Source organism: Ruegeria sp. G10 (assembly GCF_056533645.1).
Window position 1 is genome coordinate 14993 of sequence record NZ_JBQFOQ010000012.1, and the last position, 18039, is coordinate 33031.

Consider the following 18039-nt stretch of genomic DNA (forward strand, 5'->3'; position numbering starts at 1 on the left):
CCGAACCGGACGCGCGCTGCGATCAACAGACCGGGGTTGCGGGTCAGCCCCGGATCACTTTGGCAAAAGTGTCAAAGATTGGCTCGTTGGCACAGATCACTTCGCCATCGTCAAGCACGCTGCCTTCGGGGTTCAGGGCCTGAACAAATCCACCGGCCTCTTTCACGATGATGATGCCGGCGGCGACATCCCATGCGTTCAGCCGACGCTCCCAAAAGCCTTCGTAACGGCCAGCGGCCACATAGGCCATGTCCAGTGCCGCAGCGCCCCAGCGACGCACTCCGGCGCAGGCGGGCATCAAGCGCGCCAGATCCTGCAGGGTCGCAGGCAGGTCCGAGCGGCCACCGAATGGCAGGCCGGTCGAGAAAATGGATTCGATCATGCGGTGACGGCCTGAGACACGGATGCGCATATCGTTCATCCACGCGCCCTCGCCCTTTTCGGCAAAGAACATTTCGTCCTTGGCGGCATCATAAATCACACCGGCAACGATCTTGCCTTTGTGTTCCAGTGCGATCGAAACAGCCCAGTGCGGCAGCCCGTGCAGAAAGTTCGTGGTGCCGTCCAGCGGGTCGACAATCCAGCGGCGGGTCGGGTCTTCGCCATCGATCGTGCCACCCTCTTCAGCCAGCCAGCCATAGGTCGGACGCGCGCCCAGCAGTTCCTCTTTCAGGATCGCTTCGGCAGCGATGTCTGCCTTCGAAACAAAGTCGCCCGCGCCTTTCATCGACACCTGCAGGTTCTCGACTTCACGAAAATCCTTGACCAGAGACCGCCCCGCCTTGCGCGCGGCTTTGATCATGATGTTGAGATTTGCACTGCCAACCATTGTCCATAGGCTCCTGTCCGGTCAAACCGCGCGTATACTGATGCAATGCAGCCTTGCCAAGAGGAATGATGCGCATGGCTGCCCTGCGCCGGACGCTACTGTGATTGCAGCGCGCGTGCCTCTGTGCGGGCCAGCTTTACCAGTTCCTGAACAAAGGGTTTTTCAAGGTCCTCTGTACGCACCGCAGCATAAAGCCTGCGGGTGATCCCGTCCTTGGTTAGCGGGCGGGTAACATAGTCGGAATTGTACTTCACCTCGCGCACCACCCAGTCGGGGAGCACGGAAATCCCCCGGTTCGAGGCGACCAGCAGCAGGATCACCGCCGTCAGCTCGACCTGCCGGATTGCGGCGGGTTCAACCCGCGCTGGGATCAGCAACTGGCTGAACACATCCAGCCGGGTGCGTTCGACCGGATAGGTGATCAGGGTCTGGCCCCGGAAATCCTCGGCCTCGATATAGGGTTTTTCGGCCAAGGGATGGGACGAGGCGGCGACGAACACCGCGTTATAGTCAAAAAGCTCTACAAACTCGACGCCGGGCAGGTCCTCGGGATCGGATGAGACAACCAGATCGACCTCTTCCTTTTGCAAGGCTGGCAATGCATCAAAAGCCAGACCGGGGCGGATATCCACGTCGACGTCCGGCCATGACTTGCGAAACGATTCGAGTACCGGAAACAGCCACTCGAAGCAGGCATGGCATTCTATGGCGATATGCATCCGGCCCGTGCGTCCGTCGCGCAGGGATGAGAATTCTTGCTGCATCGCCTCGACCTGCGGCAGGATTTGTTCTGCCAGCCGCAACAGGCGCAGGCCCGCCGCCGACAGCTTCATCGGCTTCGACCGGCGCAGGAACAGTTCGACCCCGGCCTGATCCTCTAACCCCTTGATCTGATGGCTCAGCGCGGATTGCGTGATGTTCAGCTGATCGGCGGCCCGCGCCAGCCCGCCGCATTCGTGGATGGCTTTGATCGTGCGCAGATGCCGGAATTCGATATGCATATCTCATGCAACTCATGTTGTTCTTGAATAATATGAGTTTGTCTCACAATGCATCAAATGGCACAAGAGCGGAAATGACAGATACAGAGGCCGCCATGACCCAGCCCGAGATTTCATTCGAGTTCTTTCCGCCCCAATCTTTGGAGGCTTCGTTCCGCCTGTGGGACACCGTACAAACACTGGCCCCGCTCGAGCCGCGATTTGTCTCGGTTACCTATGGTGCGGGCGGCACAACGCGCGAGTTGACGCGTGATGCGGTCGCGACGCTGCACAAATCCTCGGGCCTGCCGGTGGCGGCGCACCTCACCTGCGTCGACGCCACACGGGACGAGACACTGGCCATCGCCGACGCCTTCGCGGCGGCAGGGGTGCGCGATATCGTGGCGCTGCGGGGGGACCCGCCGAAAGGGCAGGATCGATTTGTTCCGCATCCGGACGGGTTTGCGAACTCTGTCGAGTTGATTTCAGCACTGGCCGAAACCGGGAAATTCAACATCCGCGTCGGTGCATATCCGGATATCCACCCCGAGGCGCAATGCGCGCGCACGGATGTGGACTGGTTGAAGGCCAAGCTGGATGCTGGCGCGGACGAGGCGCTGACCCAGTTCTTCTTCGAGGCTGAAACCTTCTTCCGCTTCCGCGATGCCTGCGAAAAGGCGGGCATCGACAAGCCGATCGTGCCCGGCATCCTGCCAATCGAGAACTGGAAAGGGGCGCGCCGCTTTGCCCAGCGCTGCGGGACGCGCATCCCGGCATGGGTCGAGCAGGCCTTTGACAAGGCCCTGCGCGATGATCGCGAAGACCTATTGGCCACCGCGCTCTGCACCGAGCTGTGCTCGGACCTGATCGAGGGCGGCGTGGACAAGCTGCATTTCTATACGCTCAACCGTCCCGAACTGACCCGCGATGTTTGCTTTGCATTGGGCATCACGCCGCGCGCCGACTTGCAAAACGTGGCCTGAGGCAATGACGGATCGGCCCGCCGTACATGGCGGGCAGAACACCATATCGGCGACAATCGAAACACGCGCCCGCTAACTGTTGAGTATGCCCTGCCTAATACCCGGTAAAATTTGACAAAAAAGTGACCATTGGCACTCTGGGCCCAGTGTAGTTTTAACGAGTATTGTGAGTATGGAGCCAGTGAGCAAGATCAAGGCTCGGACCGACGCGTTGCAGGTTCTGGGTCTTGCCCAAAACGCCAGTGCGGACGAAATTCGAGAGGCCTGGCGCAGAGTCGCCTTCCACGACCACCCCGATCATACTGGCGGGGATTATGGCGGGTTTTCGCAGGCCAAGGCGGCCTATGATTACCTGCGCAAAGAGGGGCTGACCCGTCATGGGGCCCAGGGGTCATCAATGCCGCGCCGACCGCGCCTGAAAAAGCGCGTGATCGAGCTGGGCCCGGATCAGATCGAGGCTTGCCGCGATCTTTTGAACCCCGAGCACGCGCTGACGGATTTCACGAACGACAAGGGCGAAATGCGCAAAGACAGATCGTCAGACCATGTGCCCGAGGCGATCGGACGCTTTGGCCGCGACCTGACCTATTTCGTGGCCTCATCGGTCTGCGAAGGGGCCAACCGGGTTGCGCTGCCGACCTCGGTTCTGGCCAGTTGCCGGAAGGCCGAGACAGAGATTTTGACCTTCCAGTCCAAAAGCTCGGGCTCGGGCGAAATCGTCATCCCCGACCCGATCCGCGAGCGTAAGTTTCCAGGCGCAAAAAGCGTTAGAATCCGCTTTGAAGCGGATCAGGACATGCGCGACACCTACGAACTGGCCGGATAGTGCAAGCAAACAAAAAGCCCGGCCTTTGCGGCCGGGCTTCTTGCTTCAGGTCCGAGGGGGTGATCAGTTCGAGATCGGGCCTTCCGAGGTAAATTTCGGGATCACGCTGGTCGAAGCCGCAGCAGGTTCGATACCCGGCCAGTTGCCTTCGGCCAGATTAATGTTGCCGGGAATGTCCTCTTCGAAGAAACCAACGACAACATCGGTGATGTTCAGGTACAGCTTGTCGTCGACAATCCGCCACAGGTGCGGGTTGGCCGGAACTTTGCCGCCTTTCGAAACACCATAAGCGCAGTGCCCGTCATATTGGGGGGCGTAGTAGGCCGGGTTTTCAAGGAATCTGTCACGGTTTTCTTCGCTGGCGAACGCCCAGGTTGCGCCATTGTATTCGGCGGTGATATCCGCCCGGCCACGCACGGCCTCGGGTTGCGATTGGCCAACAGGCACCTGATCCAGGCTGCGATAGGCAACGACGTCATATCCTGAGACGGCGAATCCGGTGCCATCAACATACTGATCCCCTGCAAAAGCGGGTACAGCAAAGGCCAATGTTGCGGCGAGACTCAGCGCAAAGCGTTTCATATGATTGGTCCTCATATCCTTACGGTTTCAGCGAACCCGGCTTGATGGGTCTGCTCAGACAATAGGGGGTTTTCGATCGGTGCGAAGACCACCTCGCGCCGCTGTGACATCAGAACGTGATTCGTGAGCCAATCCGTGCCGAATGTTACAAAGTTCGCAGCCGGACCGGGGTTGGACTTTGGGTTCTGCAATATTAGCTGTGGGTGCAGCGGCCTTGGGGGCCGGTTCTGAAGGAAAGGCATGAGATGAGCGAACAATCCACCTATACCCCTCCGAAGGTTTGGACATGGGACAGCGAAAGCGGCGGTCGCTTTGCCAATATCAACCGCCCCATCGCCGGGGCTACCCATGACAAGGACCTGCCGGTCGGCAAGCACCCGATGCAGTTGTATTCGCTGGCCACGCCTAACGGCGTCAAGGTCACCGTGATGCTAGAAGAGCTGCTGGCGTTGGGCCACGAGGGGGCCGAGTATAACGCCTGGCTGATCAATATCGGTGAAGGCGACCAGTTCAGCTCGGGATTTGTGGGGGCCAATCCGAACTCGAAAATCCCTGCTCTGTGGGATCGGTCGGGCGAGACCCCGATCCGCGTGTTCGAAAGCGCCTCGATCCTGTTCCATCTGGCCGAGAAATTCGGCGCGTTCCTGCCCGCAAGCGGACCGGAACGTACCGAGACCATGAACTGGCTGTTCTGGCAGATGGGCAGCGCGCCCTATCTGGGCGGCGGCTTTGGCCATTTCTATGCGTATGCGCCCGAAAAGTGGCAATACCCGATTGACCGCTTCGCCATGGAGGCGAAACGCCAGTTGCATGTGCTGGATCTGGAGCTGGCCGAGAAGCCCTATATCGTCGGCCCCGACTATACCATTGCCGATATGGCAATCTGGCCGTGGTATGGGCAGTTGGTTCTGGGCCGTCTCTATGACGCGGCAGAGTTCCTTGACGTCGAAAGCTATGAAAACGTCATGCGTTGGGCCAAAGAGATCGACGCCCGCCCGGCGGTTCAGCGCGGCCGTATGGTCAACCGCGCCTTTGGTGAGCCGCACACGCAGCTGCACGAGCGCCACGATGCCAGCGATTTCGAGACCCGCACGCAGGACAAGCTAGCTCCGGCGGATTAAGGGCTTCGCCGACTATTTCAGAATGGGGGGCCGTTCGGGATCAGAACCCGGAGCGGCCCTTTCCACTTGCGGGGCCTGTGGTTGCGGCAGATCGAACCGCAGCCCGACCTTCGCCAGCGCGGCGGCAGCAGGATCATCCGGCGCGAAGAACCCCACATCCAGCGCCCCGGCTTCGATGCCTGAGAAGGTCATAGCCTCGGACACCGCACGGGCCAGTGCGGATTGCGCGCCCTCGACAGCGGCGACAAAGCCCAGCAGATGGCCCTGACCGCCATCCTGCGTTCTGGTCCCCACCAGAAACGCCGCAGCGGCGAGCCCTGCAGCGGTTGCCAGTTTAGCGTCTAACGCGGTCAGCAGGACGTCGGGCAGGCCCGCAGGCGGCGTGAATTCGGCCAGCTGTTGCTGAACTTCCTCGGGACCGTGCTGAAGCGTATCGGCCAGCCACGCCAGCGCCTCGGCCGGGATCAGCATCGAGGATGGCGCGGCCTCAAGGTTCAGCCCCAGCCCGATCCCTTGTCCCGCCAGCATCGACGAAAGAACCCGGCCCGAGAGCGCCACATACGGCACCGGACGGCCTGCAAACCGCGCAAGCCGCTCCTCGAGGTCAAACGCCAGCACAAAACGCCCATCGGCAACATCGAATAACTCGGGCGAGATATTCTCGTCGCGCGCCTCCTCGGTCAGCATCAGGAACAGCTCACTATCGGCAAGCCGTTCGAAGAACCGCAACCGCGCGGCATCGTCCTGCGGGGATGCCTCCATCGCGGCATGGGCGGCGTCCAACGCCGTTGTTTCAGCCATTCATCACCTCTTGCACCCGGGCGCGCAGGACCGGCAGCAGGTCGGCCTCGAACCACGGGTTCTTCTTCAGCCAAGCCGTATTGCGCCACGACGGATGAGGCAAGGCAAAGACCCGCGGCGCATGGTCCCGCCACCGACTGACAGTCTCGGTTACCGGTGTCCTGACCCCAAGATGGTATTTATGCGCATGACCGCCCACCAGCACCGTCAGCGGCACGTCCCCAAGCTCGGCCATCACCTTAGCATGCCATGTCTTCCCGCAAATCGGCGGTGGCGGCAAATCCGCCTTGCGGGCGTTGTAGCCGGGAAAACAGAACGCCATCGGCACGATCGACACCCGGTCTCGGTCATAGAAGGCGGCCTCGTCTACCCCCAGCCAATCGCGCAGGCGATCACCCGACGGATCGGTGAACGGTTTGCCGGACTCGTGCACCCGCGCGCCGGGGGCCTGCCCTGCGATCAAAATGCGGGCACCAGGGCGGAACCATGCCACCGGCCGCGGCTGGTGCGCGGTTTCAGTCTGTGCAAACTTATCTGCGCAAATACGGCAGGCGCGGATATCGTCGATCAGTGAAGTCATGCAGTCATCTGGCGCTGCAAATTTCACCGGGTCAAGGCAGCGGCACCCCGCGCCCATACCGATAAAGGTGCGCGCTGCAACACTTCGTCGTCATGAGCCTGGATACGCATTGATCATTTGTTTCATATTTCGACATAATGTGGCCAACATGGATCGGTAGCACCAACGCCCTCAAACCGACAAGAACCCGAGCGATCTACAGGCCGCGCATGCTGGAATTTGACAATGTCAGCAAGTCCTTCTGGACCGGAACCCGCCGCAAGGTGATTCTGGATCAGGTATCGTTCCGGGTGGAACTTGGTACATCACTGGGCGTGCTGGCACCGAACGGAACCGGTAAAACCACGCTGATCAACATGATGGCCGGACTGGAAAAGCCTGACGAAGGTGTGATTCGGCGTGATTGCCGGGTGTCGTTTCCGATGGGTTTCACCGGCGGCGTGGCCAAGCGGCTGTCGGCGCTTGAGAATGCGCGCTACATCGCCAAGATCTACGGCATGGATCCCGACTATGTCGAAGCCTATTGCAGCTGGCTTTGCAATCTGGGTGAGTACTTCAACCAGCCTCTTGGCACCTACTCCAGCGGCATGCGGGCGCGATTCACCTTTGCGCTGATGCTGGCGCTGGATTTCGATATGTACCTGATTGACGAAGGGATGCCCTCGACAACAGACGTCGAATTCAACAGGAAAGCCGGTGCCATTTTGCAGGAACGCCTGCGCACCACAACTCTTGTGATCGTCTCGCACAACCCTTCGGTTCTTGAGAAATTCGCGCGGCAAGCGGCGGTGCTGCTGGATGGCCAGCTGTATATGTTTGAAACCTTGGAAGAGGCGAAGCAGCTTTATGACTACGAAGCCCAAGGCTAGAAAGTACAATCCCGACCGCACACCAAGCGGTGAGGGCACTGCCGAGGCGCGCGCCAATGCCATGGCGCGCATTCGCGAGGCGACTCAGACACCGCAGGCTGCAAATGATGCCCAGCCGGGTACCGAACTGGACGCGATCAAGCGCGAAGGGCTCACCGGTCGCCAATTGCGTGTGGCGCGGCGTTTGGCACAGAAAAACGGCCTGGCGGCGACTTCGGACTACGATGCGGTGCGTCTGCTGCGCCTGAAGGGGATCGACCCGTTTCAGCGGGCCAACCTGCTGGACTTGGCCGCAGTAGATCCTGCGCAAAACGAAGCGCAGGACAATATCAAAATCCACCTGCCGCAGACCGCAAAAGAAGGTCAGACAAATCTGCCCGGCCCCGAGCTGAGCCCCACGCAGCGGCGCGAATACGAGATCGGTCAGATTCAGAAAGACATCGCGCGCCGTCGCCGTCGCAAGCTTATGATGCTGTTCGCAAGGCTGGCTGCATTTGTCCTGCTGCCGACCTTGATCGTTGGCACCTATTTCTACCGCATCGCGACCCCTATGTATGCCAGCGATTCCGAATTTCTGATCCTTCAGGCCGATGGCGGCCCCGGCAGCATCGGAGGGTTGTTGGCCGGTACGCAATTTGCCACGACGCAGGATTCGATCTCGGTTCAGTCGTTTCTGGAATCAAAAGAGGCTCTGATCCTGCTTGATCGCGACGCGGGCTTTACCGATGTGTTCAAACAGGAGTCGATAGACCCGATCCAGCGGCTTTCCCCTGACGCAACGCTTGAAGAGGCTTACAAGACATTCAAGCGTATGATCACAATCGGATACGATCCAACCGAAGGTGTGATCCGCATGGAGGTTGTGGCCCCCGACGCCGCGACCGCAACCCAGTTTTCCGAGAGCTTGATTTCTTATGCCGAAGACAGGGTCAATGCCCTTTCGGAAAAGAAACGCGAAGACCAGATGCGTGATGCTGTCGCCAGTTTCGACGCTGCGCAAGATGCCCGCCGGCAGGCGCAAGAGGACTTGATCGAGTTGCAATTGCAGGGCGCTATTCTGGATCCGCAAAGTGTCATCGCCAGCCTGCGCGGGCGCATCGATCAGGTCGAAGTCGAGCTGCAGGATAAAGAACTGCAACTTGCCGCCCTGCTGGATAACCTGCGCCCCAATCAGGCCAAGGTGGACGGCACCCGTGCAGATATCGCGCGGCTCGAAGTGGTTCTGGAGGAACTGAATGCCGAGATGCTGGATGTTTCCGCAGGCGAAAACTCGCTAGCACGGTTGAGCGTACGAATTCAGATGGCGCAGGCCGATCTGGCGGCGCGGGACATGATGCTGCAAACCGCGATGCAGCAAATGGAATCCACCCGGACCGAGGCCAACCGCAAGGTGCGCTATCTGACCGTTTCCGTGAACCCGGTGCCCAGTCAGGAACCCAGCTACCCGCGCAAGTTCGAAAATACGATTTTGGCTTTCCTGTTATTTGCTGGTATCTACCTGATGATCTCGCTTACCGCGTCGGTCCTTCGTGAACAGGTATCCTCGTAAAGACTCATGAAACATGTAAAAATCGCCGACCTGACGGTTGGCAACGATCTTCCGCTGACGATTATCGCCGGCCCCTGCCAACTTGAATCCGCCGATCACGCCCAGATGATCGCAGGCATCATGAAAGAGGCTTGCGACGCCGCAGGCGCGCAGTACGTATTCAAGGCGTCCTATGACAAGGCCAACCGCACCTCGCTATCGGGCAAGCGCGGCATGGGTATTGATGCCGGGCTGCAGGTTCTCGGCGATATTCGCAAGACGATGGGCATCCCGGTTCTGACAGACGTTCATACCGAAGCTCAGTGCGCGATTGCGGCCGAGTCTGTCGACATCCTGCAAATCCCGGCGTTTCTGTGCCGACAGACGGATATGCTGCTGGCGGCAGGCAATACCGGCAAGGCTGTGAACGTGAAGAAGGGTCAGTTTCTGGCCCCCTGGGAGATGCCCAACATCGTCACCAAGATCGAAAGCACCGGCAATCAGAATATCCTGCTGACCGAGCGCGGAACATCCTTTGGCTACAACACTTTGGTTGCCGATATGCGCTCGCTGCCGCAGATGGCCAAAACGGGGTATCCGGTGGTCATGGACGCCACCCATTCGGTGCAGCAACCGGGCGGTCAGGGCGGATCCTCTGGCGGACAGCGGGAGTTTGCACCGGTCATGGCGCGGGCGGCGGTCTCGCTTGGTGTTGGTGCGCTATTCATCGAAACGCATCAGGACCCCGACACCGCGCCCTCGGACGGCCCCAACATGATCCCGCTGGATCAAATGGGCCATCTGATTGACACATTGATGCGCTTTGATGCGCTCGCCAAAGATAACCCGATTCAGATTTAACGATTGAGATTTGTAATGACCAAACCCCTTGCCGAGGTGACCCAAAACACCTGGAGCTTTCTGCGCGACCCGATGATCAAGCCCACCGGCTTCCGCGAATACGACGCGCGCTGGAAATACCCGGATGAGATCAACCTGCCGGGCATGACTGCCCTTGGTCTGGGTCTGGGCACCCAGATGCACAAACGCGGGATCGAACCGGTGATCGCGGTTGGTAACGACTATCGCGACTATTCGCTGTCGATCAAAAACGCGCTGATCGTGGGGCTGATGCAGGCGGGTATTCAGGTCAAGGATATCGGCCCGGCGCTGAGCCCAATGGCCTATTTCGCGCAGTTCCATCTGGACGTTCCTGCAGTCGCGATGGTCACCGCCAGCCACAACCCGAACGGCTGGACCGGCGTGAAGATGGGCTTTGACCGCCCGCTGACCCACGGCCCGGATGAGATGTCGGAACTGCGCGATATCGTCCTGAACGGTGAAGGGGTCGCCCGCCCGGGTGGCTCTTACGAGTTTGTAGATGGCGTCAAGGAGGCTTATATCGACGATCTGGTCGGCGACTTCAAAATGTCCCGCCCGCTCAAGGTCGTTTGCGCCACCGGCAACGGCACCGCCGCCGCCTTTGCACCAGAAATCTTTGAACGTATCGGCGTTGAGGTCGTGCCCAGCCATACGCAGCTGGACTATACCTTCCCCAACTACAACCCGAACCCAGAAGCCATGGAGATGCTGCACGACATGGCCGACACGGTCAAAGCCAGCGGCGCCGATCTGGCGCTGGGGTTCGACGGTGACGGTGATCGCTGCGGCGTCGTGGATGATGAAGGCGAGGAGATTTTTGCCGATAAGGTTGGCGTCATCATGGCGCGCGATCTGGCCAAACTGTATCCGAACGCGACCTTCGTGGCCGATGTGAAATCCACCGGCCTTTTTGCGAGCGACCCCGAGTTGAAGGCACGTGGGGTCAAGGCCGATTACTGGAAGACCGGCCACAGCCATATGAAGCGCCGGGTCAAGGAAATTGGCGCGCTGGCTGGGTTCGAGAAATCCGGTCACTACTTCTTGGCCGAACCGGTCGGACGCGGATATGACTGCGGTATGCGTGTGGCGGTGGAAATCTGCAAGCTGATGGATCGCAACCCGGATCAGAGCATGTCGGACCTGCGCAAGGCGCTGCCCAAGACCTGGTCGACCCCCACCATGTCGCCCTATGCCGCCGATACCGAGAAATACGACATCCTGCAGCGGCTGGTTGACAAGCTGGTCGCCAAGGCCGACGCGGGAGAAACCCTCGCGGGCCGCGCGATCAAAGAGGTCGTCACCGTCAACGGCGCGCGGGTTATTCTGGACAATGGCAGCTGGGGGCTGGTGCGCGCGTCGTCCAACACCCCGAACCTTGTCGTGGTCTGCGAAAGCAGCGAGAGCGAAGCCGAGATGCGCGCGATCTTTGCCGATATCGATGCGGTGATCCGCACCGAACCCGGCGTAGGCGACTACGATCAGACGATTTGATGATCCGGGGACGTGATGCGTCCCCGATCAATCTCCGCCGAGCAGTTTCAGAAGACCTTTCTTGGCCTCGTCCTCGAGCTTCTTCTTCAGCGCATCCTCGACCTGTTCCGTGTCGGTGATGGTCGTATCCAGCTCGTCACCCACCTTTTTCAGAACCTTGCCCTTGGCGTCATCTTCAAGGTCCTTGAGCTTACCCTCTGCCGCCGCCTCGATGACTTTGGTGAGGTCAGGCTTGATCGACGGATCGCTCCATGGCCCCACGATCCGCACCGGGACCGAGATGCCCTGACCGGAGTTGGCCCGCAATGCGACGGGTGTGAACAGGTAGTCAATGTCGCGCGCGCCCAGCCCCACGCGGCCCGCCCCATCGGCGCGGAAATTGTCCAACTGCATCAGCAGGTCGTTATTCCTCAGATCGCCGTTTTCCATCGTGAAACTGGCCGTCAGGCTGTTGAACACGGTCGTCCCACCCGCGCCTTTCCCCCGCCCCATCAGCCGGTCGAGATCAAGCCCCGAGATCACGCCCTTACCGACCTCAAGCCCGCCTTTCCCGCTGAGCGAACGCATGATCTGATCCTCGGTCTGCCCGACACCTAGAAACTCCAGCGTGCCCGAGCCGGTGCCGGACAAGCGCTTGATATCGCCCAAAGTGGTCAGCGCCTCATTGATGTCGATATTGTCGGCTTTCAGATTGCCGCCGACCGACAGCCCATTGCGGTTGTTTGCAACGACCTGACCGTTCAGGTGCCCGTCAAACAGCGAGGCCGGGTGCATCTTGAGCACGGCGCGCGACCGATCAATGCTGAGTGTCAGGTCACTTTTGCCAAAACGCATGCCGGGCACCGCGATTGAATTGGCCTGCAGGCGGATACTGCCATCGGCCAGCCCCAGAAATGAGGCATCAATGGACTGTTTCGACCAGCCATCTGAAGCCGCCCCTCCGTCCGAGGTATCCGCTCCGCCGACTTGCGACAAATCGAGATCGCCGGCGTCAAGGCGCGCCGTCACCTTGGGCGGGTTGGCGATTTGAATGTCCGCCTCGCCCTGCAATCGGTTGCTGTCCAGAACAGCCACCATATCGCGCAGTGAAATCCGGCCGTCGCTGGTATAGGTCATCTGCCCCGAGACCGAGGCCACCTGTCCCAGCCCCTCAGGGACCTGCACACCGCCTTGCCCGAAGGCGGCCAGCATCTTGTGGGTGTCGCGTGCCGTTACCGTGGTCTTGCCATCCATTTCTCCAGCCAAATTCACCCGACCCGAGAACTGAACATCCCCGCCCGGCGCCGTCAGGCTCAAGTCCAGCGGTGTCACCACCCCGCTGGAAAAGGCAGGTAGATCGGGGATTGTCAGGTCAACCTCCACAGCCCCTCCGGGCACTGGCATGCGAGCCTGCAGCTCCATCGGGTCGGTGATATCTGGCCAGCGGGCGGACAGATCGACATTGGCGAAGTCCATGCTGACCGCCCCGTTTTCAAGGTAAATCAGCCGGGCACCGGTCAGTTCCAGCCGTTCCAGCGTGATGGGACGGCTCTCGACCGCTTGCGCCGATGCACCAGAGACCTCCGAGTTTCCGGGCTGGTGCAACTCCCAGTTTCCGCGCCCGTCTGTGCGTTCGAGCCGCAGAACAGGGCGATCGGCCAACACTCGCTTGATGCGGATGTCGCCGGACATCAGGGCCGCGGCATCGACCCCTACCGCCAGGCTTTGGGCGCTCAGCATTGGCTCGGACCCGGCCCAGGGGGCGTTGCCGAAGGTGACGGGCCCCGTCTCCATGCCCAGAACCGGCCAGAAGGACAGCCGCACATCACCTGACAGGGTCAGGTCGCGGCCTGTCTGCGCCTTGACCTGTTCCGCCAGAATGGTCGCCAGTTTGTCACCCGGCATCAGCAGCAACGCGCCAATCACCAGCCCGAAGGCCGCAACCAGAAGAAAAACAATACGAATGAGCCACTTCATGGGTCTGCCTTTCCGGCTTATCTGCTCTGGTCCAAGTCAGCCCTGCACGGACAATATTTGCAAGCGAAAGCTTTCCCCTCTATATGCCCGGCCATGAGTACGAACCCGCCCAACCTCCGCCCTGATCTGGCCCCTTCGGCCCAGATCACCGACACGGCCCGTCGCGGCCAGCCCACCCTTGGGATGGTGTCTTTGGGATGTCCCAAGGCGCTGGTCGACAGTGAGCGTATTCTGACCCGGCTGCGCGCCGAAGGATACGGCATTTCACCCGATTATGCCGGGGCCGATGCCGTGATTGTGAACACTTGCGGGTTTCTCGACAGCGCCAAGGCGGAATCGCTTGAGGCCATTGGTGAGGCGCTGGTCGAAAACGGCAAGGTCATCGTGACGGGATGTCTGGGGGCCGAGCCTGACTATATCCGCGAACATCACCCGCGCATTCTGGCGGTCACCGGGCCGCACCAGTACGAACAGGTGCTGGACGCCGTCCATGCCGCCGTGCCGCCCGATCCCAACCCATATGTCGATCTGCTGCCCGCCTCGGGCGTGAAACTGACCCCGCGCCACTACAGCTATCTCAAGATTTCCGAGGGCTGTAACCACAAGTGCAAGTTCTGCATCATCCCCGACATGCGCGGCAAGCTGGCCAGCCGTCCGGCTCATGCGGTGCTGCGCGAGGCAGAGAAACTGGTGGATAATGGCGTGCGCGAATTGCTGGTGATCTCGCAGGACACCTCAGCCTATGGGCTGGATCGCAAATACGATGTGAACCCGTGGAAAGACCGTGAGGTGCGCAGCCACATCACCGATCTGGCGCGCGAGCTGGGCCAGTTCGATGCCTGGGTGCGGCTGCACTATGTCTACCCCTACCCTCATGTGCGCGAGTTGATCCCGCTTATGGCGGATGCGGGCTGCAATGTTCTGCCTTATCTCGACATCCCGTTCCAGCACGCCCACCCGGATGTGCTGAAACGCATGGCGCGCCCGGCGGCTGGGGCCAAAACGCTGGACGAGATCGCGGCATGGCGCGCAACCTGCCCCGATATCACCCTGCGGTCGACCTTCATCGTGGGCTATCCCGGCGAGACAGAGGCCGAATTCCAGACCTTGCTCGACTGGATGGACGAGGCGCAATTGGATCGCGTCGGCTGTTTCCAGTACGAAAACGTCGATGGGGCGCGCTCAAACGACCTGCCCGATCACGTCCCCGCCGAAGTCAAGCAAGAGCGTTGGGATCGTTTCATGGAAAAGGCGCAGGCGATCTCCGAGGCGAAGCTGGCCGCCAAGGTCGGTCAGACGCTGGACGTGATCGTGGATAAGGTCGATGACGAGGCCGCAACCTGCCGCACCAAATCCGACGCGCCCGAGATCGACGGGAACCTGTTCATTGACGAAGGGTTCGAGGGTCTGAAACCCGGCGACATCGTCCGGGTCGAGGTGGATGAGGCCGGGGAATACGACCTGTGGGGGCGTCTACTGCCCACGACCTGAGCGCTCAGAGCAACCCAACCAGCGCAAACACCCACGCAACACCTGCAGCGATAGCCGTCAGCGCAACCGCAGCACTGGCAGCATCCTTGGCTTGCCCGGCCAACGGGTTCTGGTCAGTCGAGGTGTGATCGACCGCACGTTCGATGGCGGTATTGAACAGCTCAGCAACCAGAACCAGGACGCCCATGATCAGGATCAGCGCCCGATCCGCCGCATTCAGGGGTAGCAGAAAAGCAAACGCCAATGAGATCAGATTGGCCCAGCCCCAACTTCGAAAGGAGTACTCATCGCGCCACGTCGCGCGCAGGCCCTGCCAGCTCCAGCGGGTGCGGTCGTTCAGGCGGTTGAAGAAATTGCGCATAGGTCTGTCCGATCGACATGAGTGATCACAGATTCAGCAGAGGAAGGCAAAAGGCAAGAAAAAACCGCCCCCAAGGGCGGTTCTGATGATGCGACTTCAGGCGGCCCCGGGCGAGACCGCCTGACAGCATCTTATTGCGTGACTGGATTGCAGACGGTCTGCCCCGCTTCGGTTGTGGCAAGTTCGTAGCCTGCCGCGCAGCTGGGAGTGCCGAACTTGTCATAGTCGGGCTGGATGAATACCGGGGTCGGCTCTTCTTGCTGCGAACACGCAGTCAGCACGAATGCGGTGGCACAGATGGCAGCAAATTTCAGTTTCATGTCCGTCAATCCTCTATTACTTTTCTGATATTGCCCGATTTTTCAGGCCACTCTCAGAATAAGACCAACAGGTTGCTCTGGCAACTGACTTGATCACATAATTGTGAATGAGGCGAAACTGCGCTGTCCCACCGGTCGGCTGTGGCGCTCTGTCCTTTTTGTCAGAGCGTCCTAAACTGAGGTGAAGACATCAGCAAATCACGGAGAAGCCAAATGTCAGATGCACCAATCATTGCCCAAAAAGGGCCGTACGCGGTCGAGGTGAATGCGGGCAAGACCTATTTCTGGTGCACCTGCGGCAGATCTCAGCGCCAGCCATTCTGTGATGGCTCTCATAAAGACACCGGTTTGGAACCCATGAAATACACGGCTGAGGGCGACAAGAAACTGTTCTTCTGCGGTTGCAAACACAGCGCGAAACCACCGCTTTGCGACGGATCGCATTCCAAGCTTTAACGCCCTTACCGCAGGTCGTTCAGCGACTTTGCGTTGGCGCAGAATGCAGGTGCCTCTTCGGCACGCTCCTGTTGCTCGGCAAGCCAGGCCTGACATTTCTGACTACAATCAGACGCGCGACACCGCGTTACGATCCGTGCGTATTCGTCGGGCGTCAGCTTGCCTTCGGCTATAGCTTCGGTCAGGGACACCCCCATGCAGCGCGCCACCGAGCGCGTCAGCCAGAAGTGCGTATCGATTTCACCCAGTGAGGTCCGTGGCATTTGATCACCTATCCATCTCGGGTTTTTAGCGCGGCGAACCGGTCCCGGTTGGGGCAAGTGCAAGGCGCGTGGTCTGCAGTTTGATTGTCATTCATCCAGTCAGGACAGGCGCGCGCCCATTCGCAACCTCGGCATTGCTGGATCATCTCGGCCCAATCCTGCTGGCTCAGGTATCCGTCTCGATGCGCTGCAACCACGTCGGTGCCAGTGGTGCGTGCCATGCGCAGCACCAGCCTGAGATGCGTCATCACCTGACCAAGCTGAGTCATGCGGCCCCCCGAAGTTAAGGCATCAATCGCTTCAAAAGCTCTTGGTTTCGGCAGTATTCCGGTGTGCGCGATGCAACCTGCGTTTCCGCAAGAAACGACTCGCAATGACCTGGGTTTGGACATTCCGTGCAACGCAGCACGGCCTCGGCTATATCATCGACTGGCAACGCGCCATCAATAGCGGCCTGTTGCAGATCTACGCCCAGCGTTGTGGCCATTTCGTCCACAAGACCGGCATGGCGCTTGAGCGTTTCGCGATACGACATGCGCTTTCCTTTCCCTGTCACGCTTGGGGAAAGGCTATACAATCGGGCCACGGGCGCCTTGACTCAGGTCAAAGGCCCAAATGATCCAGATAGGCGCGGGTGGCATCCTGCACCCTGCGAAACCGGTCTCCGCCCAGTTTCTTGCCGCCATACCAACGGGTTACGATGATGACATGATCGGAAAGCCCGGCTCGTTCCATCATTCGCAAAATCACCATCGCCGCGCCGGATTCGCCATCATCGGCCTTCAACGCCCCTGTTGGCAGGATTGCAGCCCAGGTGTTGAGGGTGGCTTTTGCATATGCTTTGTCAGTCTTCAGATCAGCCAAAACCGCATCCACCTCGGCCCGGCTGGTCGCCCGTGCCCCTGTCACGGCGTATTTCGACCCGCGGTCGCTCAGCACCACGCCCAGCTGTGTCAGTTCCATCATCATTGCAAGCCCAGTCGGCGTGCTGTCGTCAGCACAGCTTCAACCCGTTGGGCATTCGGCGGGTGCGTCGCCAGAAATCGATCACCCGGGTCCGGAATACGCTGGAAAAAGGCCATGCCGACCAGCGGATCATACCCTGCCGCATGCGTAATCACCGTGCCCAGCTGATCCGCCTCAAGTTCGAATTGCTGCGTATAGTTCTGAACCCCGACCTGAGCGCCGAGCTTTTGCGCACGTTCGATACCTGCCGCATTCGCCCCGCGCTGGCGCGCCAGATCACCGAAGATACGTGCGCTTTCCTTAGCATTGGCGGCCTGACGCGCGATGTGATCCAGAATATGATGCGCTGCCTCATGGCTCATGACAAAGGCAATCTCATCGGCATTCTGAGCCGAGCGGATCATCGGTTGCGTAAAGATGATCAACGGGCGACCATCATCGTCAAGTGTCTGGAAGGCATTCGCCGGCGCCCGCGGATTGAGATCGACCAGAACCACAAAGTCGCAGTTCGCCGTTGACGATTGGCGGCGACACTCTTTTCCAGCGGCTGACGCAACATCGCGCCCCACCTGTTCAAAGCTGCGCACACTGGCTTTCTGCCCCGATGCGCCCGGCCGCCAGTCTTCAGCCGGAACGGCGACCACCGACTGCGAACCGCATGCAGCCAGAAATAAAACCAGCGTAAGGGCAAGACGGCGCATCCGGGATCCTCTAAGTCATTCTGACCGTTGGTGAGCATAGCGCGCCTGGCGCG

22 protein-coding genes are annotated in these 18039 nt (G+C 60.1%); 9 read left to right on the plus strand and 13 right to left on the minus strand.

All coding sequences use genetic code 11. The features are described from left to right. Positions 1-43 precede the first annotated feature (43 nt). Both ACR0KM_RS17455 and ACR0KM_RS17460 read right to left on the minus strand, forming a co-directional pair. The gene (locus ACR0KM_RS17455) at positions 44-829 is read right to left on the minus strand and encodes an inositol monophosphatase family protein (protein WP_480860805.1); all 786 of its coding nucleotides are present in this window, start codon (positions 827-829) and stop codon (positions 44-46) included. A 95-nt stretch (positions 830-924) separates the two neighbouring features. Then, positions 925-1830 carry a LysR family transcriptional regulator gene (locus tag ACR0KM_RS17460; RefSeq protein ID WP_480822955.1) on the minus strand — a complete coding sequence of 302 codons (906 nt, stop codon included), beginning with the start codon at positions 1828-1830 and terminating at the stop codon, positions 925-927. Positions 1831-1925: 95 nt separating this feature from the next. Here ACR0KM_RS17460 and metF point away from each other — a divergent pair, with 95 nt between their 5' ends. Both metF and ACR0KM_RS17470 read left to right on the plus strand, forming a co-directional pair. After that, the gene (gene metF, locus ACR0KM_RS17465) at positions 1926-2792 is read left to right on the plus strand and encodes a methylenetetrahydrofolate reductase [NAD(P)H] (RefSeq protein ID WP_480823130.1); all 867 of its coding nucleotides are present in this window, start codon (positions 1926-1928) and stop codon (positions 2790-2792) included. 172 nt (positions 2793-2964) lie between these two features. Next, positions 2965-3618, plus strand: coding sequence for a J domain-containing protein (locus tag ACR0KM_RS17470; protein ID WP_480860810.1), 654 nt, complete (start codon positions 2965-2967; stop codon positions 3616-3618). A gap of 63 nt (positions 3619-3681) precedes the next feature. On the opposite strand, the gene ACR0KM_RS17475 is transcribed toward ACR0KM_RS17470, so the two are convergent. After that, complete coding sequence (locus tag ACR0KM_RS17475; RefSeq protein WP_480860813.1) at positions 3682-4200, minus strand: YHS domain-containing (seleno)protein; 519 nt, start codon at positions 4198-4200, stop codon at positions 3682-3684. Positions 4201-4445: 245 nt separating this feature from the next. On the opposite strand from ACR0KM_RS17475, the gene yghU reads away from it, so the two are divergent. Next, complete coding sequence (gene yghU, locus ACR0KM_RS17480) at positions 4446-5321, plus strand: glutathione-dependent disulfide-bond oxidoreductase (RefSeq protein ID WP_480860815.1); 876 nt, start codon at positions 4446-4448, stop codon at positions 5319-5321. Between the two features lie 12 nt (positions 5322-5333). Here the strand turns inward: yghU and ACR0KM_RS17485 are convergent, their stop codons facing one another. Further along, complete coding sequence (locus tag ACR0KM_RS17485) at positions 5334-6122, minus strand: SseB family protein (protein WP_480860817.1); 789 nt, start codon at positions 6120-6122, stop codon at positions 5334-5336. Continuing rightward, positions 6115-6702: a uracil-DNA glycosylase family protein gene (locus tag ACR0KM_RS17490; protein WP_480860818.1), complete on the minus strand. Its 588-nt coding sequence runs from the start codon at positions 6700-6702 to the stop codon at positions 6115-6117. Before ACR0KM_RS17490 ends, ACR0KM_RS17485 begins: the two co-directional genes overlap by 8 nt. Positions 6703-6911: 209 nt before the next feature. On the opposite strand from ACR0KM_RS17490, the gene ACR0KM_RS17495 reads away from it, so the two are divergent. Genes ACR0KM_RS17495 through ACR0KM_RS17510 form a run of 4 tightly spaced genes read left to right on the plus strand, consistent with a single transcriptional unit; the run spans position 6912 to position 11472 of the window. Beyond that, positions 6912-7571: an ABC transporter ATP-binding protein gene (locus tag ACR0KM_RS17495; RefSeq protein WP_480860820.1), complete on the plus strand. Its 660-nt coding sequence runs from the start codon at positions 6912-6914 to the stop codon at positions 7569-7571. Further along, positions 7549-9120 (plus strand): KpsE/RkpR family capsule polysaccharide export protein, encoded by a 1572-nt coding sequence (locus ACR0KM_RS17500; protein ID WP_480860822.1) that lies wholly within the window; start codon positions 7549-7551, stop codon positions 9118-9120. Before ACR0KM_RS17495 ends, ACR0KM_RS17500 begins: the two co-directional genes overlap by 23 nt. 6 nt (positions 9121-9126) lie before the next feature. Continuing rightward, positions 9127-9960, plus strand: coding sequence for a 3-deoxy-8-phosphooctulonate synthase (gene kdsA, locus ACR0KM_RS17505; RefSeq protein WP_480860826.1), 834 nt, complete (start codon positions 9127-9129; stop codon positions 9958-9960). A 15-nt stretch (positions 9961-9975) separates the two neighbouring features. Then, the gene (locus tag ACR0KM_RS17510) at positions 9976-11472 is read left to right on the plus strand and encodes a phosphomannomutase/phosphoglucomutase (RefSeq protein WP_480860828.1); all 1497 of its coding nucleotides are present in this window, start codon (positions 9976-9978) and stop codon (positions 11470-11472) included. A gap of 27 nt (positions 11473-11499) precedes the next feature. Here ACR0KM_RS17510 and ACR0KM_RS17515 read toward each other — a convergent pair whose 3' ends face one another. Further along, positions 11500-13428 carry an AsmA family protein gene (locus ACR0KM_RS17515; protein WP_480860830.1) on the minus strand — a complete coding sequence of 643 codons (1929 nt, stop codon included), beginning with the start codon at positions 13426-13428 and terminating at the stop codon, positions 11500-11502. Between the two features lie 93 nt (positions 13429-13521). Here ACR0KM_RS17515 and rimO point away from each other — a divergent pair, with 93 nt between their 5' ends. After that, positions 13522-14919 carry a 30S ribosomal protein S12 methylthiotransferase RimO gene (gene rimO, locus ACR0KM_RS17520; protein WP_480860834.1) on the plus strand — a complete coding sequence of 466 codons (1398 nt, stop codon included), beginning with the start codon at positions 13522-13524 and terminating at the stop codon, positions 14917-14919. A 4-nt stretch (positions 14920-14923) separates the two neighbouring features. On the opposite strand, the gene ACR0KM_RS17525 is transcribed toward rimO, so the two are convergent. Together ACR0KM_RS17525 and ACR0KM_RS17530 are read right to left on the minus strand one after the other, a co-directional pair. Then, entirely contained in the window at positions 14924-15280 is a 357-nt protein-coding gene (locus ACR0KM_RS17525) for a diacylglycerol kinase (RefSeq protein ID WP_480860838.1), read from the minus strand. Between the two features lie 131 nt (positions 15281-15411). Next, the gene (locus tag ACR0KM_RS17530; RefSeq protein ID WP_480822981.1) at positions 15412-15600 is read right to left on the minus strand and encodes a hypothetical protein; all 189 of its coding nucleotides are present in this window, start codon (positions 15598-15600) and stop codon (positions 15412-15414) included. Positions 15601-15813: 213 nt separating this feature from the next. Here ACR0KM_RS17530 and ACR0KM_RS17535 point away from each other — a divergent pair, with 213 nt between their 5' ends. After that, positions 15814-16056 (plus strand): CDGSH iron-sulfur domain-containing protein, encoded by a 243-nt coding sequence (locus ACR0KM_RS17535; RefSeq protein WP_480822983.1) that lies wholly within the window; start codon positions 15814-15816, stop codon positions 16054-16056. Positions 16057-16061: 5 nt separating this feature from the next. Here the strand turns inward: ACR0KM_RS17535 and ACR0KM_RS17540 are convergent, their stop codons facing one another. The 5 genes from ACR0KM_RS17540 to ACR0KM_RS17560 all read right to left on the minus strand — a co-directional run bounded on the left by ACR0KM_RS17540 (position 16062) and on the right by ACR0KM_RS17560 (position 17986). Continuing rightward, complete coding sequence (locus ACR0KM_RS17540) at positions 16062-16319, minus strand: DUF6455 family protein (RefSeq protein ID WP_480860840.1); 258 nt, start codon at positions 16317-16319, stop codon at positions 16062-16064. Between the two features lie 8 nt (positions 16320-16327). Continuing rightward, positions 16328-16588, minus strand: a complete 261-nt coding sequence (locus tag ACR0KM_RS17545; protein ID WP_480822987.1) for a DUF6455 family protein — start codon at positions 16586-16588, stop codon at positions 16328-16330. A 14-nt stretch (positions 16589-16602) separates the two neighbouring features. Next, positions 16603-16854 (minus strand): DUF6455 family protein, encoded by a 252-nt coding sequence (locus ACR0KM_RS17550; protein ID WP_480822989.1) that lies wholly within the window; start codon positions 16852-16854, stop codon positions 16603-16605. Positions 16855-16922: 68 nt separating this feature from the next. Then, positions 16923-17285, minus strand: a complete 363-nt coding sequence (locus tag ACR0KM_RS17555) for a YigZ family protein (protein WP_480860959.1) — start codon at positions 17283-17285, stop codon at positions 16923-16925. Then, a complete protein-coding gene (locus ACR0KM_RS17560) occupies positions 17285-17986 on the minus strand; it encodes a M48 family metalloprotease (RefSeq protein WP_480860843.1) in 702 nt (233 codons plus the stop codon). Before ACR0KM_RS17560 ends, ACR0KM_RS17555 begins: the two co-directional genes overlap by 1 nt. Positions 17987-18039: the final 53 nt, after the last annotated feature.

Excerpts from the sequence above, each read along its gene's own strand:
- ACR0KM_RS17455 (WP_480860805.1), bottom strand. The coding sequence starts at position 829 with ATGGTTGGCAGTGCAAATCTCAACATCATGATCAAAGCCGCGCGCAAG.
- ACR0KM_RS17460 (WP_480822955.1), bottom strand. The coding sequence starts at position 1,830 with ATGCATATCGAATTCCGGCATCTGCGCACGATCAAAGCCATCCACGAA.
- metF (WP_480823130.1), top strand. The coding sequence starts at position 1,926 with ATGACCCAGCCCGAGATTTCATTCGAGTTCTTTCCGCCCCAATCTTTG.
- ACR0KM_RS17470 (WP_480860810.1), top strand. The coding sequence starts at position 2,965 with ATGGAGCCAGTGAGCAAGATCAAGGCTCGGACCGACGCGTTGCAGGTT.
- ACR0KM_RS17475 (WP_480860813.1), bottom strand. The coding sequence starts at position 4,200 with ATGAAACGCTTTGCGCTGAGTCTCGCCGCAACATTGGCCTTTGCTGTA.
- yghU (WP_480860815.1), top strand. The coding sequence starts at position 4,446 with ATGAGCGAACAATCCACCTATACCCCTCCGAAGGTTTGGACATGGGAC.
- ACR0KM_RS17485 (WP_480860817.1), bottom strand. The coding sequence starts at position 6,122 with ATGGCTGAAACAACGGCGTTGGACGCCGCCCATGCCGCGATGGAGGCA.
- ACR0KM_RS17490 (WP_480860818.1), bottom strand. The coding sequence starts at position 6,702 with ATGACTTCACTGATCGACGATATCCGCGCCTGCCGTATTTGCGCAGAT.
- ACR0KM_RS17495 (WP_480860820.1), top strand. The coding sequence starts at position 6,912 with ATGCTGGAATTTGACAATGTCAGCAAGTCCTTCTGGACCGGAACCCGC.
- ACR0KM_RS17500 (WP_480860822.1), top strand. The coding sequence starts at position 7,549 with ATGACTACGAAGCCCAAGGCTAGAAAGTACAATCCCGACCGCACACCA.
- kdsA (WP_480860826.1), top strand. The coding sequence starts at position 9,127 with ATGAAACATGTAAAAATCGCCGACCTGACGGTTGGCAACGATCTTCCG.
- ACR0KM_RS17510 (WP_480860828.1), top strand. The coding sequence starts at position 9,976 with ATGACCAAACCCCTTGCCGAGGTGACCCAAAACACCTGGAGCTTTCTG.
- ACR0KM_RS17515 (WP_480860830.1), bottom strand. The coding sequence starts at position 13,428 with ATGAAGTGGCTCATTCGTATTGTTTTTCTTCTGGTTGCGGCCTTCGGG.
- rimO (WP_480860834.1), top strand. The coding sequence starts at position 13,522 with ATGAGTACGAACCCGCCCAACCTCCGCCCTGATCTGGCCCCTTCGGCC.
- ACR0KM_RS17525 (WP_480860838.1), bottom strand. The coding sequence starts at position 15,280 with ATGCGCAATTTCTTCAACCGCCTGAACGACCGCACCCGCTGGAGCTGG.
- ACR0KM_RS17530 (WP_480822981.1), bottom strand. The coding sequence starts at position 15,600 with ATGAAACTGAAATTTGCTGCCATCTGTGCCACCGCATTCGTGCTGACT.
- ACR0KM_RS17535 (WP_480822983.1), top strand. The coding sequence starts at position 15,814 with ATGTCAGATGCACCAATCATTGCCCAAAAAGGGCCGTACGCGGTCGAG.
- ACR0KM_RS17540 (WP_480860840.1), bottom strand. The coding sequence starts at position 16,319 with ATGCCACGGACCTCACTGGGTGAAATCGATACGCACTTCTGGCTGACG.
- ACR0KM_RS17545 (WP_480822987.1), bottom strand. The coding sequence starts at position 16,588 with ATGACTCAGCTTGGTCAGGTGATGACGCATCTCAGGCTGGTGCTGCGC.
- ACR0KM_RS17550 (WP_480822989.1), bottom strand. The coding sequence starts at position 16,854 with ATGTCGTATCGCGAAACGCTCAAGCGCCATGCCGGTCTTGTGGACGAA.
- ACR0KM_RS17555 (WP_480860959.1), bottom strand. The coding sequence starts at position 17,285 with ATGATGGAACTGACACAGCTGGGCGTGGTGCTGAGCGACCGCGGGTCG.
- ACR0KM_RS17560 (WP_480860843.1), bottom strand. The coding sequence starts at position 17,986 with ATGCGCCGTCTTGCCCTTACGCTGGTTTTATTTCTGGCTGCATGCGGT.